Here is a 14,427-nt window from a genome sequence, read left to right on the forward strand (position 1 = left end):
ATCACGTCGGAAGGCTTACTGCGAGCTAGCTCGTTTAAAAAACTGTCTCTGGGACCGTCTCGGAAATAGGCGTGGCGAGCGGGCTATCGGCCCACTTGTTCGCCGCCGTCATCTCCATCGGGCCTAGCTTGTCGCAGAACAAGCACTTCAATTCCGTGCGTCCGCTCAAACTAGGCATGGGCACCGCACGCTTCCCGCAGTGCAAACAGCGCGTAACGCAGTCCTCCATGGCGACCTCCTAGATCCGCGCCCCCTCAACCCTCTTCAGGAACTTTCGTTCCGATGCAGCGTTGCGGCATTTTTAGGAGTGATGTGCATGGAAAAGGTCATTGACCGGGTGATGCGCACCTACGGGATGATGGTCAACCTCACACCGGAAGAAGAGCAGTCTGCAAGGGAGCGCTTGACCGAGTTCTTGAAGGGCAAGGACGACAGCGCCCGTCAGCTATCCGTCGAAGGAGTGAAATTTCTCCGTGGAGATCGACCTTCGCGCACACGGCATGCCCAGCCCTGACTGCCCCATCTGGGCTGGGTGGTGCCGCGCAGCAGACTTCAATCACGGACTGCTTCGAGCAACTGCGCTGCAGTGAAGGGCTTTTGTAAGAACGTGGTGTTGACCGGAATAGGCTCCACGGTCTTGCCGGACATAATGATGATGTTCATATGCGGGTGGCGGCGGCGGGCATATTGAGCAAGCTGTGCCCCGGACATTGCACCGGCTAGGTGTTGGTCGGTGATGAGTGCCTGCAATTCTTTACCAGTTGACGCGATGATCAATTCCGCGGCTTCGGCGGTGGTACATTCGATCACTTCAAATCCTTCATCCTTCAGTAGATCGGCGAATGCCTCACGCTGAAACGCATCATCCTCGACCAACAGGGTCACGAAGTTCGACATCAGCAACTCCGAATTACACGATAATTCGGAATGTCGGACTTAGTTCACTTCGGACCCGAATGTCCCATCTGCTTCGGACTAGGCTGAAGCCCCGACAACAAAGCATTAGCGACCCGCTCGGTTTTCCGACGTTGCGCGGCATCCCTTCTTGCCGATGGGTAAAGCGGGACCGTACCTGCACTAGTCGCCCAACAAATGTTAAGTTAAATCGGTCGAGTAAGTTTCGTTTCCATTCAGACTTCATTCACACCCGCCGATCTAACTCGGCTGCATTATGGCAAGTAGGTAGGGACTAATGACACCCTGTGACCCGATGGCCGTCGCGGTCGATTGGCTGGACGCTTACCGCGCTGCCCGAATTAATCAGATTATGGGAATGCACAGCCCGGACGCGGTGGTCGAGTACGCCTGCGGAGGCCGCAAGATTAACCATGGTCAGGAAGGCATCGCGGCCTACTGGCGACATCGCTTCATCACAATGCCCGCGCTCGAACTGGAAGACTTGCAGGTAGACGGTGGTGCGGTGGTTATCTCCTATCGAACCAGTGGCGGGATCGTTCAAGCACTGCTCGACATCGCAGAAGATGGGATGATCAATCGTTGTCGCTGTGGTCCTATACGTGATGATGGATACGAGCATGAGATAGGGGCGGTCCAATGCAGGACATGCTAGCGCAGTTGGAAAAGTTACGCAGGGACGCGGCAGAGTGCGAGCTAGTCCGTGATTTGGCGACCGATCCGAAAAAACGCGAGCTGTTCGACCGGCTGGCGGCCCATCTGACGCAGCTAGCATCCGAAGTCGAGCAGGCGATTTTGGAGAACGGGAAAAAGGGATAAGGTTGCGATACCAATGGACCGACGCATGAGGTTGGGACGACCACGTCGGGCGTTGCCACAACGGGTTCAGCCCTCGGAAGGGCTCAATCGGGTTGAACATGTGGAACTTCCATAACTTTCCGTTTGGAACGTTAAACTGCAACGCGTGGTGTCTTTGCACGAATGACCGCCGTGGTCCCAATCCGTCCTTTGGAGTGCAAGATGCGCAAACGCACACCGGCAACGGCGTCTAGAGCGCGCGGCCGAAAATAGCCGCGAAGGCCCAGCGGGCCTCGTCAGAAGCTCGAAGGTCCGTCGCTCGGTTGCGGCAAGCTCGGCTGAATCGCCTCCCAAGCCTCATAACGACTCAAAACCAGCGGCCCCCTTGCAATCGAGAATACAGTGACAGCCCTACAAGAAGATGTCTCTCAGGCGATGACGGATAACAATTTGAGCAAACGATTTGATTTATCTTCAGCCACCGCAAACGTGCGCGCTTATCAAGCAAAGCTACTGGAAATGGCGCAAGCTAACATGACATTTGCTTTTGAATTCAGCCAGAGGCTAGCGACAATTAGGTCGCCCCGTCGAGTTTTTCACTGTTATTGCAGAATTCACAAGCAAGCGGATCGCCATGTTCGGGAAGTCTTCGAAAGAGGTGGCTGCAATAGGTACCAAGCGGCCTAAGACACAAGGCCACCACCTACTTGCCGTATAGACCTTCGCTTCGGCTCTAGCCCCGCCGACGCGAACTCACTTAACTTTCTCGACCCGCGCCATATCGTTGCGCCGGATTGAAGCCGAATGACTGTCATCCCAATCAGTCGAAACTCCGCTCCAAGCAATCGTGACAAGGTCCGATATCGATGTTTTTCCAGCAAACGCAGTCACCGACTGTTAGCGCTCTAAATTGGTTGCCGTAAATCATTCTTTCTGTGCGTTGGTATAGGACGTTGCTATCGTTAGCAGGTGGACAGCGGCAGTTCCCAACTCTTGCATGTCTGCGTCGGCTTCGTAGAGCCCTGCGGCACGATGGTATGCGACCGCTACCGTTGCGCAGGCACCAGTCACGAAATCTCCAACTCGGCGGCTCTCACGTTCCAAAACCATCTGCATCGCAGCTTTCGACGTAGCCTCGGCAATTTGACCATCGTTCAAATCTGGTTGGGAAAAATCTAAATCGGGGGACGGCATTTCCTGCTGGTGTCTTCAACGGCGCGATAGAACTCAGGCTTTCGCGCTTCATCTGCTTCTAGGTAGCTTTTTAGGAATCGCCGCGCCCTTACTTCAAGCTGTTTGCGATCCTGTCTAACCTTCTTCCGGCGCTCACGCCGCTCGGATTTGAAGCAACCAAACAGTTGCACCACCTCTGCTTGATTACTCAAGAGAACGGCAATGATGCTCGCCCGATTCGGAATGAGCCTTCGCGATCTCGGATGCGCGCCCAAGCAGTGCTTCCTCAAGCCGCGCCAAGCGTGATCAGGACGGGCGTTCATCAATCCTTCCTTCGGCAAACCAGATCAGAAGTCCACGCAGGAAGAAAACATCACGCTCGGAACCAACGCGCTCTGCGGCCGGTCAGTGGATTTTGTTAACACCTGGGGATCAGCAGCGGTGTGGGTGTCGTAGGACGACATCAAGTTCATTGCAAGCGACCGCAATTCGCTGGACTGCTTGACCATCAGCTCGATCTGTATTCGCGCATGCGTGCTCGACAATTTGATGAAATCGGAGGCCGACCTCAGATTGACCAGCTGCTGCGCGTATTCCAGTGCGGCGCTCATGTTCGCCTCCGTGAGTCCAAACGCCTTGGCCTGGTAGTCAGCAACGGTCGCAGCAGCGGCAGCCGCCGGGATCGTCTTCTCCGAGCTTACAGCACCATGGCTGCTGCTCGCTTCCTGAGTCGCCGGTTCCAGCGTTGTACCGGTCGGCAACTCCTGGCTGGCAATGTCCTTCACATCACCCGGTGAGGCACTCACACAGACTTTCGGGTTTTGCAGGACAGGAGCCCGATGATCTTCAACGGCCTCCACAGCCATTTCGATGGTACCATCGGCGGAATTTGAGATCGGGCGAACGCTCGAGGTGAGCGCGTCTGCCGGATCCGGCAATTGGATTACGGCCGAGGCCTCCGCATGCCCCGTGACCGGAAGGGAAACCGTGATGCTCGTGGTGAGCTCGTCAGCGCTCTCAGCTGCGGCTTCACCCGCTTTTACGTCCTCTAAGAAAGTCGCGATCGGAGCGGGCGACGTCACGCGCTCTCCATCACGTACGGCACTGCTCACTGCAGCGGCCGTGAGCTCCACGAGCGAACGACGAACGGGGCGCGCATAAGCAGGCTGCCTTGACCGCGGTTTACCCATGAACGACCGCCTCCCTGTTGAGTTGTTTCGAAACCCAGCCCCACAACGCGCGAATTTCCTCTGAGGCCTTTCCTTTGGGGGCAAATTCTGTGACGCCCAAACCCGCCCCGAGCGCGTCCTGGTAGTCGTTGCGCTGGACGATGAAGGGCAGCGCGAGTACCCCGAGCGAATTGAGTGCCGTCGCAGCTTCGCTCAGCCGACAGCCGCGAGGCGGCGTTTGGTTGAGGACGAAGGCAAATCGGCGGTTGAACCTGCGAATGGTGGTAAGCGTGGGCAGCGCAGCTTCTATATCTGCCGGACTCGGACGGGCCGGGATCAGACAAAAATCAGCCATCGAAATGGCGCAGCTGCTCAAGTTGTTGTTCGTGGCTGCGGTGTCGATAATTGCGAGCCTGACCCCCTCGGCCCTGAGGCGAGGTATTGCACGCTCAATTTCACCGCGATCGGCAACCCGATCAACGCGCGGATAGGGGTTGGTGCGCCGTCGGCGCCAGCTTGATACCGTGCCTTGCGAATCTGCTTCGATCACGGCAACGCCGTTTGCGTCCTCCATCGCAGCGACAGCAAGGGCCACGGTGAGCGTGCTCTTGCCGCTTCCGCCTTTTTGCGTGACCAGCGTGACGACGTACATTCCTGCGTTTCCCCAAATGGCAGGCGTCCGAGCCGCTATTCCTCTTTCTGACCGGGCGGGATTACTGCGGTCGCTTGCTCAGGCAAGGCTTGCGTTTCCGTCGTGGTTGTCGAGCCCCTAAGTTCCGACCCTGTGCAGTCACCAGCCCATAGCTTTGTGCCCCGGACCGTTCCAACGAGTTTGCAGCCCATCGGCTCTTTCGGCTTTACCTGAACCAGCGATTTGTTACCGACCTTTCGCGGCACACTCTGAGCGAATGCGGTTGCCGAAAAGCAGATAGCAACGAGAATGAGCAGTGACCTCATCGTCAATATCCTTTGCCTCACGACACCCCCACCTCTGGAGGCTGATTGCAGAAAATATCCCACAGAGCATTCGCGGCAGCATTAGAGAGAAGGCGACGCACTATCGAAATTTGCCCGTCTAATTTCAGGACATCAGCCCACGGCCAGCTCGAGTGCTGGCGCACTGATGTCGGACGAATGAAGCCGTATCGACTTGTCACGACTGCGAACGATTTTCGCAACAACGGCTGGTCGCAGACGATCAAAAATTGCTGCACGATCCCGTGAAATCTCCCACGAAATCTCGTCGCGTAAGAGCGGCACTCCATGAATAGTAGACCGAGGAATCTCGCAGAACCATTCACGGTAGCCCAGACAGTCAGGCTATTGCCGTCCCAGCCAATTTCGCTGTCAAACTGAACTGCCGACACCGCACGACTCCCTTCGAAGTTTGCGTCGGCGCGAGTATCTACCGAGGTCTGCCGTTGTAAACTTGGGTGGCTTGCAATGAATCCGATTGAGTACACGGTGTGACCAAAATATCGCAGAATTGGAACTCGCGAGCCGCGCATGTCGAACCGCTCACGCCGGCGATTGGTACTCCCCATTCGGCTTATCCACATCCATCCGCGCATCCATTTTGCGCATGTCATTGTCTTGAGTAGCATCTAGCTTTTCGGGAGACGGCTTTGGAGATGTGTCATGTTGGATACCGAATTTAAGAAACAACGCGCCCAAACGGCGCGCGAGTTGGCAGCGATAGCAACCGATCGTTTCACAAAAAGGCGTCTTCTGGACTTAGCTGCGCGGTACGAAGACGATGACTCCCCGGCTCGCAGTCCGCTTACGCTCAATGACCTAGAATTCAAACGTCACGGCACCGGTTCGGAGCGGTAGGCTTTTGCTGCAGAACGTGTGCAAGGCCGCAATCGAACGGAAAGGTCGCCAGCGAGAATTGGGGTGCGCCAGGAAGAACGTCACCATCGACATTCGCTCGTTGAGCTACTTCGCCCACCCTACGGGCTGCTGCATCAGGCTGCGTTGGACGCCTTGGTGTTGACGCCCTTCCGAACCGCGATCGTATTGAGCTTGGTGTTCGTCGCCTTTTCCTCGTTGAGGTTGGTCGTCAGGAAGCGGACCACTTCGTCGTGACCGAGCTTCTCGGCCCATGCGATCAGCGTACCGTACCGGCAGATCTCGTAATGCTCGACGGCTTGCGCGCCGGCGACGATAGCCGCATCCAGCACGGCCTTGTCGTCCACTTCGCCGGCTACCTCGTCGGTTTCCTTGATGAGGCCATCGATCGCCGGGCATTGGGTACCGCTCGGCTGCTTCTCCAGCTTCAAAAACACCTTGTCCAGCCGCTCGATCTGCTTGTTGGTCTCCTCCAGATGCGCTTTGAGGCCCGCGATCAGATCGCGGTTGGTGGCTTTCTCGATCAGCTTCGGCAAAGCCTTCGTGATCCGCTGCTCGGCATAATAAATATCCTGCAGACCGAGCAGGAACAGGTCGTCCATCGTCTTAATGTCTTTAGTGAATAATCCCATGGCATCCTCCTGAGTGAATGCCGTTGAACGCTCCGCCCGGGACGATTGTTCCAAGAGCGGCCCTTTGGTCCATCGCAGGCCCAGGTCGCCAGAGCCGCTTCGCGGACCCGGACTTAGCCATTTTGCAATGCGGACTCGCCAAACCGCCGGCTGGGTTACGTTCGCCGTCGCCGGTCGATAGGAACAAGTCATCCTTCCCGATCTTCTTCTCAGCGACCAATGCGGAGAAGCTCGACGATGAAAGCAGCGGCATGGTGAAGCCGTGACCTCATGGCGCGGGTCCTGATCGGTACATCGGGCTGGCACTACGATTCCTGGCGCGGACCATTTTTCCCCAAAGGCCTGCGCCACAATTACAGCAGCCAGTTTTCGACGACCGAACTCAATGGCGTGTTTTACCGGACGCCTACGTCAAAGGCCGTGGAGAGCTGGCGGGATCAGACCGGGCATCAGTTCATCTTTGCCTGGAAGGCATCCAAATTCATCACCCATTGGAAACGGCTCTAAGGCAACTCGGTCAACAGCCTCGAACTGCTGGAGGATCGCCTGTCACTGCTCGGCTCCAAAGCGGGGCCGATTCTGTTTCAGTTGCCGACGAACTTTAAGGTGGACGCCGATCGGCTCGCGTCTTTCTTGAAGCTGCTGCCGAAGAAACGGCGCTATAGCTTCGAATTCCGGCATCCAAGCTGGTACGCACCGGAGATATTGCGACTGCTTCGGGCGCGAAACATCGCGCTATGCATATCCGATCATCATGACGCGCCCGCGCCCTGGAAGCGCGCACCGCCCGCTTTGTCTATGTGCGCGGACACGGCCCCACCGGCCGCTACAAAGGCCCACTATCCTCAGCGAACCCTCTCGGAATGGGCACGCCGCATCAGGTCGTGGAAGAAGCAGGGGTGCGATGTGTTCGTCTATTTCGACAACGACCAGAAAAGCGCAGCACCTGCCGACGCCAGATTCTTGCGTGAGCTGATGGGTCAGGCCTGATGCCGCAGTGCTCCCAGGAACCAGTCACCCAATCGGCCGTTTGATCCCACAGGATCAATTCGATTAATCGGGTTCCGCGATGGACGATATCGTCGACCGGCGTAGCAAATCACTTTGGATGAACGTTGCGGTGGCCCCGAGCGCTACAGCGCTTCAAGGGGACAGGGAATGCGATGTCGTCATCGTGGGCGCGGGAATTGCCGGGATTTCCACGGCCTATGAACTGGTCATCGAAGGCTCTCATGTCGTCGTGCTCGATCGTGGGAAGATCGCGGGCGGCATCACGGCCCGCACCAGCGCACATCTGGCGCCGCTATGCGATGACCTGACATCTGCGATGATTAGCCTCCGGGGTGAGGAAATGTCCCGCCTGTTCTACGAGAGTCAGGCGGCCGCGGTGGATCGCATCGAGGAAATCCAGAAGCGGGAATCCGTCGACTGCGATTTTCGTCGCCTCGACGGTTATCTGTTTCAGGCGCTCAACACCGACTCGAAGATCATCGAGGACGAGCTGGAGGCGGTCCGCAAGGTCGGTGCACCCGTTCATCGGCTGGTCGGTGTCCCCCTTGCCCATTGCGAGCAGCAGCATGTGTTGCGCTATCCGCGCCAGGCCACCTTTCATCCTCTCAAATACCTTAAAGGTCTTGTCGCCGCTATCGAGGCAAAGGGCGGCAGCTTCCACTCTGACACGGTTGTCGAACGCTTCGAAGAGCGTGACGACGGCAAGGTTGTCGTCACGGCCGGCGGCGGGACTATAACTGCTCGGGCAGCCATCGTGGCCACCAATTCTCCCACCGTCGATCGATTCGCCCTGCACACCAAAATGGCTCCCTATCGCACCTACGCGATGGCCTTTTCGATTCCGAAGGGTGCAATCCCGGACGCCCTGTATTGGGACACGCTCGCCCCCTACCATTATGTACGGTTGCAGCCGGGCGACGGTCGCACCGATTTTCTGATCGTCGGCGGCGGCGACCACAAGAGCGGCGAAGCCGACGACGCCCATGTACGCTTTCAAGCTCTCGAAGCTTGGACGCGCAATCTCATTCCAGCGGTGAAAGACGTCACCCATCGCTGGTCGGGACAGGTCCTCGACACCATCGATTACGCTGGCTTCATCGGCAGGAATCCGGGAAGCAATAATATCTACGTCCATACCGGCGATTCCGGCCAGGGTATGACCCACGGCGTGGTGGGCGCCATGATCAATTCGGCGCTGATTCTCGGACGAGAGGCCAGATGGGCCGAAGTTTATGAGCCCTCGCGCAAGACGCTCGCCGGGATGAGCAACTTCTTGAGGGAGAATATGACCGCGGTAAAGGACTTTGCCGAGTATCTCGCGCCCGGCGAGTTGAGTGACGTCAGCGATCTGAAAGCCGGACACGGCGCCGTCATCCGGCAAGGTATGAGCAAGATCGCCGCCTATCGTGATCCTTCCGGCCAACTATATGCGCGCTCTGCCGCCTGCACGCATGTGGGCTGCCACCTGCACTGGAATTCCTTCGAGACGTGTTGGGATTGCCCCTGTCACGGATCTCATTTTGCCATCGACGGCACGCCGCTCAATGCCCCCGCCATCGGGCCTCTGGCCGAGGCGGACATCAAGACGCGCTCCGGGGAATACGCCGGCGAAGATCAAGACGGCGGACGGCAGACTGCACTCCATTCGGAAACCTGAATCGCCTCAACCATTACGGCACACACCACCGGCGACGTTCGAGCACTCCGTGCTCTCTTGGAGAACCGAAAATGCTGCATTATCCCTGTCCTCCCTTCCCGAGCCAGCACCAGCGCATGCCCGGCAAGACTGCCGCAATGAAACCGGCGCCCGATCACGGCGAGAAATCCTACAAGGGCAGCGGCCGCCTCAACGGCAAGAAGGCCATCATCACCGGTGGTGATAGCGGAATCGGCCGAGCAGTGGCCATCGCCTATGCCAGGGAGGGTGCCGACGTTCTGATCTCCTATCTTGACGAGCACGACGACGCCCGGGAGACCGAGCGTTTGGTGAAGGAAGCCGGCCGAAAGGCCGTTCTGCTGCCCGGCGACATCCAAGATCCGGGCCAGTGCCGTGCAGTCGTTGCGAAGGCTGTATCGGAGCTGGGCGCGATCGACATCCTCGTCAACAACGCGGCCCGCCAGGCCAGCTTCAAGTCAATCGACGAGATCAGCGACGAGGAATGGGAACTGACGTTCAAAGTGAACATCCACGCGATGTTCTATCTCACCAAGGCTGCGGTCGGCCACATGAAGCCGGGTAGCTGCGTTATCAACACCGCCTCGATCAATTCGGATGTCCCTAACCCGACACTGCTCGCCTATGCAACGACCAAGGGCGCGATTCATAATTTTACAGCAGGTCTAGCACAGATGTTGGCAGAAAAGGGCATTCGCGCCAACGCGGTCGCCCCGGGACCGATCTGGACACCGCTCATTCCCTCGACCTTGCCAGATGAGTCTGTAAAGAATTTCGGCAAACAGGTCCCGATGAAGCGCCCCGGCCAGCCGGTCGAGCTGGCCACGGCTTACGTCATGCTGGCCGATCCGCTTTCGAGCTACGTATCCGGCGCGACCATCGCCGTTACCGGCGGCAAGCCCTTTCTGTAGACGCGCGAAGGAGAGAACGCGGCTAAGCTATGCTACACGCGGTTTGCGATGGCGCCGGCCGGCCGGTTATCTTTCCTTTTACAGAAGGACAAATGAGTGACCATAAGGGCGCGGCTCTGATCTATCCAATGCCGCCAGACGCCGAGACGCTTATTGCCGACACAGGCCGTCCTAGTTGCTTCGTTGCGCGGTCCAATATCCCGAGCAGCGCCCACCTTCTGCGCGGCCGCTCCAGGTCCCGCCGCCTGAGTCTCGCGTCAACTTTCCCGAACCTGATGCGTATTTGTCGTGGACCGTTACCGACGCGCGAACCGCGCCTGATCTTCCGACATGCCCCCTAAACTTCACCAGATTGGGATGCGTCACAACGCCGTCGTTTATGTTCATTGAGAAATTGTAGGTCCTGGCGCAGAGAATGGACAGCTGAGGCCAAGCTGGCGGAGGGAGAGGAACTGGGATCGAACCTTCTCCGCCTACGCGGTTCCGAGAGCGGTTGTCGGACCCTATCGCGCGCCTGATCTTCCGACATCCCAGGTCGTGAGGATCTATCCATTGATTCCGGGATGCTGGCGGTCTGTAACGGCCTGGGCCAATTGCGGGAGCAAGCCTGCGCCTCCCGGTTCACCGGCGCCAAGTGACGAGGTGACAGCGCTATCCCAGCCCGAAGAAGCAAATGCCGAAGCCATGTGCTGTGTCCACAGTGCTAATCTCTGGTCCAGGGCTGCAAGCGAGGGCGCGGGATCGGTCCCCGAATTTTCCGATGTCAAACGGCCGGGTTGGTCGGTTAGCGGCGGCGGGTTGACGACATTTGTCTCACCATGGTCATCAGTCGACGCAGTGAAGTTCGCCAAAGAATAGTTGCTGGCGAGAGCGCTGCTGGTCGGCTTGGCTACGTCGCTCTCCTCACTTGCGCCACGACCGATCAAAAGGCTCTTCACAGGGACGGCGCTTCCGCTTCCGATCGTGCCGTCGCCATTCAGATCCTGGTGGAAACTCACCTCGATCCCCCGCAGCGCCGAACTGGAGCCCGACACGACGCCTCCGACTGCATTGCCGATCACGTTGCCGTTGTTGTCGGTGTTCCAGACCGTGTACTGATTCCCACGCGTAGACTTCAGCGCAACCTCGTAGCCGCTGGCGGTCTTTTCCGCGCCGATAAAGGTCCAGCCGGCGTACTGCCCGACCGTCAGGGGACCACCATACTTCAGCTGAGGGCCAGTTCCGCCGCCAACGGGATTCAGGAAGTAATGGTTGGCGACCTTATCCAGCGCGGTTGCGCCAAATGATTCGACTCTTATCGCGACAGGACCGATCGTGCCATCGCCATTCAGATCCTGGTGGAAACTCGCCTCAATCCCTTGCAGCGCCGCACTGGAGCCCGACACGACGCCTCTGACCGCATTGCCGATCACGTTGCCGTTGTTGTCGGTGTTCCAAACCTTGTACTGATTCCCACGCGTAGACTTCAGCGCAACCTCGTAGCCGCTGGCGGTCTTTTCCGCGCCGATAAAGGTCCAACCGGCGTACTGCCCCACCGTGACGAGCGAGCCATTATACTTCAGTTGAGGGCCGGTCCCGCCGCCAACGGGATTCAGGAAGTAATGGTTGCCAACGATATCCAGCGCTGTCGAACCGGACGACTCAACTCTTGTTGGCGGCGTCGTGTCTGGGATCGCGGTGTCAATCCGCAACGTCCCGGCCGGGTTCGCCATCGCGCCGGTGAGATTGGCGGCGTTGCCAGAGCTGTCCTTGATGGTCGCCGTGCCTTTGTTGATCGCTGTCACGGCGAGGTCAGCGGTGTTCTGGCCCGCCCCGACCGTGTAGCTGAAGGTCAGCGCTTTGCTGCCGGAGCCGCCGGTATAGGTCGCGGTGCCGCCGTTGTTGAGGGTCAGTGTCGGTGTGCCGCCTGCAACCGTCACCGCCTCGCTCAGATTGAGCGTCAGCGTCACCACGTTGCCGGTCGAGAGATTACCTGTGCCAGCCGTGATGCCGGTGCCGGACGCAACCAGCGAGGCAACCGTGGGGGGCGTCGTGTCTGGGATCGCGGTGTCAATCTGCAGCGTGCCGGCCGGGTTGGCCACCGCGCCGGCGAGATTGGCGGCGTTGCCAGAGCTGTCCTTGATGGTCGCCGTGCCTTTGTTGATCGCTGTCACGGCGAGGTCAGCGGTGTTCTGGCCCGCCCCGACCGTGTAGCTGAAGGTCAGCGCTTTGCTGCCGGAGCCGCCGGTATAGGTCGCGGTGCCGCCGTTGTTGAGGGTCAGTGTCGGTGTGCCGCCTGCAACCGTCACCGCCTCGCTCAGATTGAGCGTCAGCGTCACCACGTTGCCGGTCGAGAGATTACCTGTGCCAGCCGTGATGCCGGTGCCGGACGCAACCAGCGAGGCAACCGTGGGGGGCGTCGTGTCTGGGATCGCGGTGTCAATCTGCAGCGTGCCGGCCGGGTTGGCCACCGCGCCGGCGAGATTGGCGGCGTTGCCAGAGCTGTCCTTGATGGTCGCCGTGCCTTTGTTGATCGCTGTCACGGCGAGGTCAGCGGTGTTCTGGCCCGCCCCGACCGTGTAGCTGAAGGTCAGCGCTTTGCTGCCGGAGCCGCTGGTATAGGTCGCGGTGCCGCCGTTGTTGAGGGTCAGTGTCGGTGTGCCGCCTGCAACCGTCACCGCCTCGCTCAGATTGAGCGTCAGCGTCACCACGTTGCCGGTCGAGAGATTACCTGTGCCAGCCGTGATGCCGGTGCCGGACGCAACCAGCGAGGCAACCGTCGGCGCCGTGGTATCTCCGGTCTGCCCCGTTGAGCCACCGTAAGTGGAAGGAGTCGGAAACGACGAATTATTGTAGGAGAGTACGATGTTGCTGTAGTCGACCGCTATCGGCGACGTCACCCCTTCGGGATATCCTTCGTAAACCCCCAGCTTCAAATACTGGCCGCCGGTCTCGGTCCCCAGTTGGCCGTGATAATCGACGATTTGGACGCCATTAGACCAAATCTTTAGGAAACCGGTTGAATCGGTGGAGAAATTGGCCTGAATTTGGATGTCGTAAGGTTGGCCGCGTACAATGGATTTCGGATCTACATAAACGGTCTGCTCAAAGGACTCATTGATATTCACAATCACCTGCAGCTTGTCGCCCTTGATCGAGATCGAGAACGGGATGCCGGATTCCTCGTGCATTTGGGCGACCGATAGCCAATCGACGGGATTCACCGCCCCCGGCTCCACAGTCATCGTGTAAGCCGCGTTGAAGACCTGGTGGTCGAGCGCCTCGTCGACCGTCAGGATTTCGGATCGAGCCGTTTCGTCATCGGCCCACAGGTCTCCGGGCCGCACTTCCATGCGAACGGTGTGCGCATCCGGATTGGTAAGGCTCCAAGGTTTATTGCCGGATTCGACGAACCAACCCTGGCCGTCGATCGTAATCGGGTTCGCCCAATTGTTGCTGGCCGGCCTGAAGTCCGTAACGCTCGGAATTACGGTGACCGACAAGGCGCTTGATGGCGCACTGATGGCGCCCGACGCATCAGTCGCTGTGGCAGTCAAGCTATGGGTGCTGTCGGAGAGCTTTGGTGTCTCAAACGCCCATGCACCGGAGCTGTTCGACGTGGCTGTGCCTAGAAGGGTCGATCCGTCATAAATTGACACTGTCGTATTTGGATCCGCACTCCCCCACACCGTAACCACGTTCGCGTCGGTGATACCATCACCCCGGGTACCGCTATCTGCAAAGAAGTTGCTAATCGTAGGCTTTTGAATGGCCATCTAAGGCTCCCCAATTTTCGCCGCCGCTTGTCCAATGCGGGCCGATCTCACGCGCATGACAGGGGGCCGGTTAACTAGCCGGCTTTGACCAAAGCAAGGCGACACAAAGGAGAGTGCGGGCCAAACTATGGCGAGTCGCCTCTAGCAATTTGGCTTGGAACTCACCTCGATCTGACGGCGTCCGATGCGTAACGTGTGATGCAAGTTGCTCACCCGATCACGCTATGCAGGTCTCAAAGTATCGGCGTCGACGAAACATGGAGATAACCTCTCAACGCAAGTTGTCTGAAAAGCCTGAGAGCTATTACCGTTGAGAGAAAAACATTCGGCGAGGAATGACGCAGTGCTGCACATACGGCCCATCAACCAGCCTTGCGACACCAGCAGCAGGATCGCGATCTCATTTGTCTTCCGGTGTCGTCCCGGCGGTGACGTTGACTGTTTGCGCAATTACCAGAAGCGCCGCGAGGTTTGGGCGTGCTTATTGAAAAAGCGGTCAACGGCGAGAGTTCATTGCGGGGACGGCTGCCGCTGCAG

11 protein-coding genes and 1 pseudogene are annotated in these 14,427 nt (G+C 58.5%); 7 read left to right on the forward strand and 5 right to left on the reverse strand.

Annotated features, from left to right (window positions below; all coding sequences use genetic code 11):
* Positions 1-316 precede the first annotated feature (316 nt).
* The gene (locus V1283_RS25665; protein ID WP_334389313.1) at positions 317-514 is read left to right on the forward strand and encodes a hypothetical protein; all 198 of its coding nucleotides are present in this window, start codon (positions 317-319) and stop codon (positions 512-514) included.
* Positions 515-552: 38 nt separating this feature from the next.
* Here the strand turns inward: V1283_RS25665 and V1283_RS25670 are convergent, their stop codons facing one another.
* Entirely contained in the window at positions 553-897 is a 345-nt protein-coding gene (locus tag V1283_RS25670; RefSeq protein ID WP_334389315.1) for a response regulator, read from the reverse strand.
* A gap of 313 nt (positions 898-1,210) precedes the next feature.
* On the opposite strand from V1283_RS25670, the gene V1283_RS25675 reads away from it, so the two are divergent.
* Positions 1,211-1,570: a nuclear transport factor 2 family protein gene (locus V1283_RS25675; RefSeq protein ID WP_334389316.1), complete on the forward strand. Its 360-nt coding sequence runs from the start codon at positions 1,211-1,213 to the stop codon at positions 1,568-1,570.
* Positions 1,555-1,734, forward strand: coding sequence for a hypothetical protein (locus V1283_RS25680; protein WP_334389317.1), 180 nt, complete (start codon positions 1,555-1,557; stop codon positions 1,732-1,734). Before V1283_RS25675 ends, V1283_RS25680 begins: the two co-directional genes overlap by 16 nt.
* A gap of 1,499 nt (positions 1,735-3,233) precedes the next feature.
* Here the strand turns inward: V1283_RS25680 and V1283_RS25685 are convergent.
* Positions 3,234-3,968, reverse strand: coding sequence for a phasin family protein (locus V1283_RS25685; RefSeq protein WP_334389318.1), 735 nt, complete (start codon positions 3,966-3,968; stop codon positions 3,234-3,236).
* 100 nt (positions 3,969-4,068) lie between these two features.
* Positions 4,069-4,707 (reverse strand): ParA family protein, encoded by a 639-nt coding sequence (locus tag V1283_RS25690; RefSeq protein ID WP_334389320.1) that lies wholly within the window; start codon positions 4,705-4,707, stop codon positions 4,069-4,071.
* Positions 4,708-5,693: 986 nt separating this feature from the next.
* Between V1283_RS25690 and V1283_RS25695 the strand changes: the two genes are divergently transcribed.
* Positions 5,694-5,888, forward strand: coding sequence for a hypothetical protein (locus V1283_RS25695; protein ID WP_334389322.1), 195 nt, complete (start codon positions 5,694-5,696; stop codon positions 5,886-5,888).
* Between the two features lie 134 nt (positions 5,889-6,022).
* Here V1283_RS25695 and V1283_RS25700 read toward each other — a convergent pair whose 3' ends face one another.
* Positions 6,023-6,538, reverse strand: a complete 516-nt coding sequence (locus V1283_RS25700) for a YciE/YciF ferroxidase family protein (RefSeq protein WP_334389323.1) — start codon at positions 6,536-6,538, stop codon at positions 6,023-6,025.
* A gap of 270 nt (positions 6,539-6,808) precedes the next feature.
* Between V1283_RS25700 and V1283_RS25705 the strand changes: the two are divergent.
* The 3 genes and pseudogenes from V1283_RS25705 to V1283_RS25715 all read left to right on the forward strand — a co-directional run bounded on the left by V1283_RS25705 (position 6,809) and on the right by V1283_RS25715 (position 10,135).
* Positions 6,809-7,528, forward strand: a pseudogene (locus tag V1283_RS25705) (DUF72 domain-containing protein).
* Positions 7,529-7,607: 79 nt separating this feature from the next.
* The gene (locus tag V1283_RS25710; protein ID WP_334389324.1) at positions 7,608-9,206 is read left to right on the forward strand and encodes an FAD-dependent oxidoreductase; all 1,599 of its coding nucleotides are present in this window, start codon (positions 7,608-7,610) and stop codon (positions 9,204-9,206) included.
* A 71-nt stretch (positions 9,207-9,277) separates the two neighbouring features.
* Positions 9,278-10,135, forward strand: a complete 858-nt coding sequence (locus tag V1283_RS25715) for an SDR family oxidoreductase (RefSeq protein ID WP_334389325.1) — start codon at positions 9,278-9,280, stop codon at positions 10,133-10,135.
* Positions 10,136-10,680: 545 nt separating this feature from the next.
* Here V1283_RS25715 and V1283_RS25720 read toward each other — a convergent pair.
* Entirely contained in the window at positions 10,681-13,890 is a 3,210-nt protein-coding gene (locus V1283_RS25720) for a heparin lyase I family protein (RefSeq protein ID WP_334389326.1), read from the reverse strand.
* Between the last annotated feature and the right edge of the window lie 537 nt (positions 13,891-14,427).

Source organism: Bradyrhizobium sp. AZCC 2262, from assembly GCF_036924535.1.
In the GTDB taxonomy this organism is placed as follows: domain Bacteria; phylum Pseudomonadota; class Alphaproteobacteria; order Rhizobiales; family Xanthobacteraceae; genus Bradyrhizobium.

Bases quoted from the DNA above. Each gene is read 5' to 3' on its own strand.
- V1283_RS25710 (WP_334389324.1), top strand. From the start codon at position 7,608: ATGGACGATATCGTCGACCGGCGTAGCAAATCACTTTGGATGAACGTT.
- V1283_RS25670 (WP_334389315.1), bottom strand. From the start codon at position 897: ATGTCGAACTTCGTGACCCTGTTGGTCGAGGATGATGCGTTTCAGCGT.
- V1283_RS25680 (WP_334389317.1), top strand. From the start codon at position 1,555: ATGCAGGACATGCTAGCGCAGTTGGAAAAGTTACGCAGGGACGCGGCA.
- V1283_RS25715 (WP_334389325.1), top strand. From the start codon at position 9,278: ATGCTGCATTATCCCTGTCCTCCCTTCCCGAGCCAGCACCAGCGCATG.
- V1283_RS25700 (WP_334389323.1), bottom strand. From the start codon at position 6,538: ATGGGATTATTCACTAAAGACATTAAGACGATGGACGACCTGTTCCTG.
- V1283_RS25720 (WP_334389326.1), bottom strand. From the start codon at position 13,890: ATGGCCATTCAAAAGCCTACGATTAGCAACTTCTTTGCAGATAGCGGT.
- V1283_RS25695 (WP_334389322.1), top strand. From the start codon at position 5,694: ATGTTGGATACCGAATTTAAGAAACAACGCGCCCAAACGGCGCGCGAG.
- V1283_RS25690 (WP_334389320.1), bottom strand. From the start codon at position 4,707: ATGTACGTCGTCACGCTGGTCACGCAAAAAGGCGGAAGCGGCAAGAGC.
- V1283_RS25665 (WP_334389313.1), top strand. From the start codon at position 317: ATGGAAAAGGTCATTGACCGGGTGATGCGCACCTACGGGATGATGGTC.
- V1283_RS25675 (WP_334389316.1), top strand. From the start codon at position 1,211: ATGGCCGTCGCGGTCGATTGGCTGGACGCTTACCGCGCTGCCCGAATT.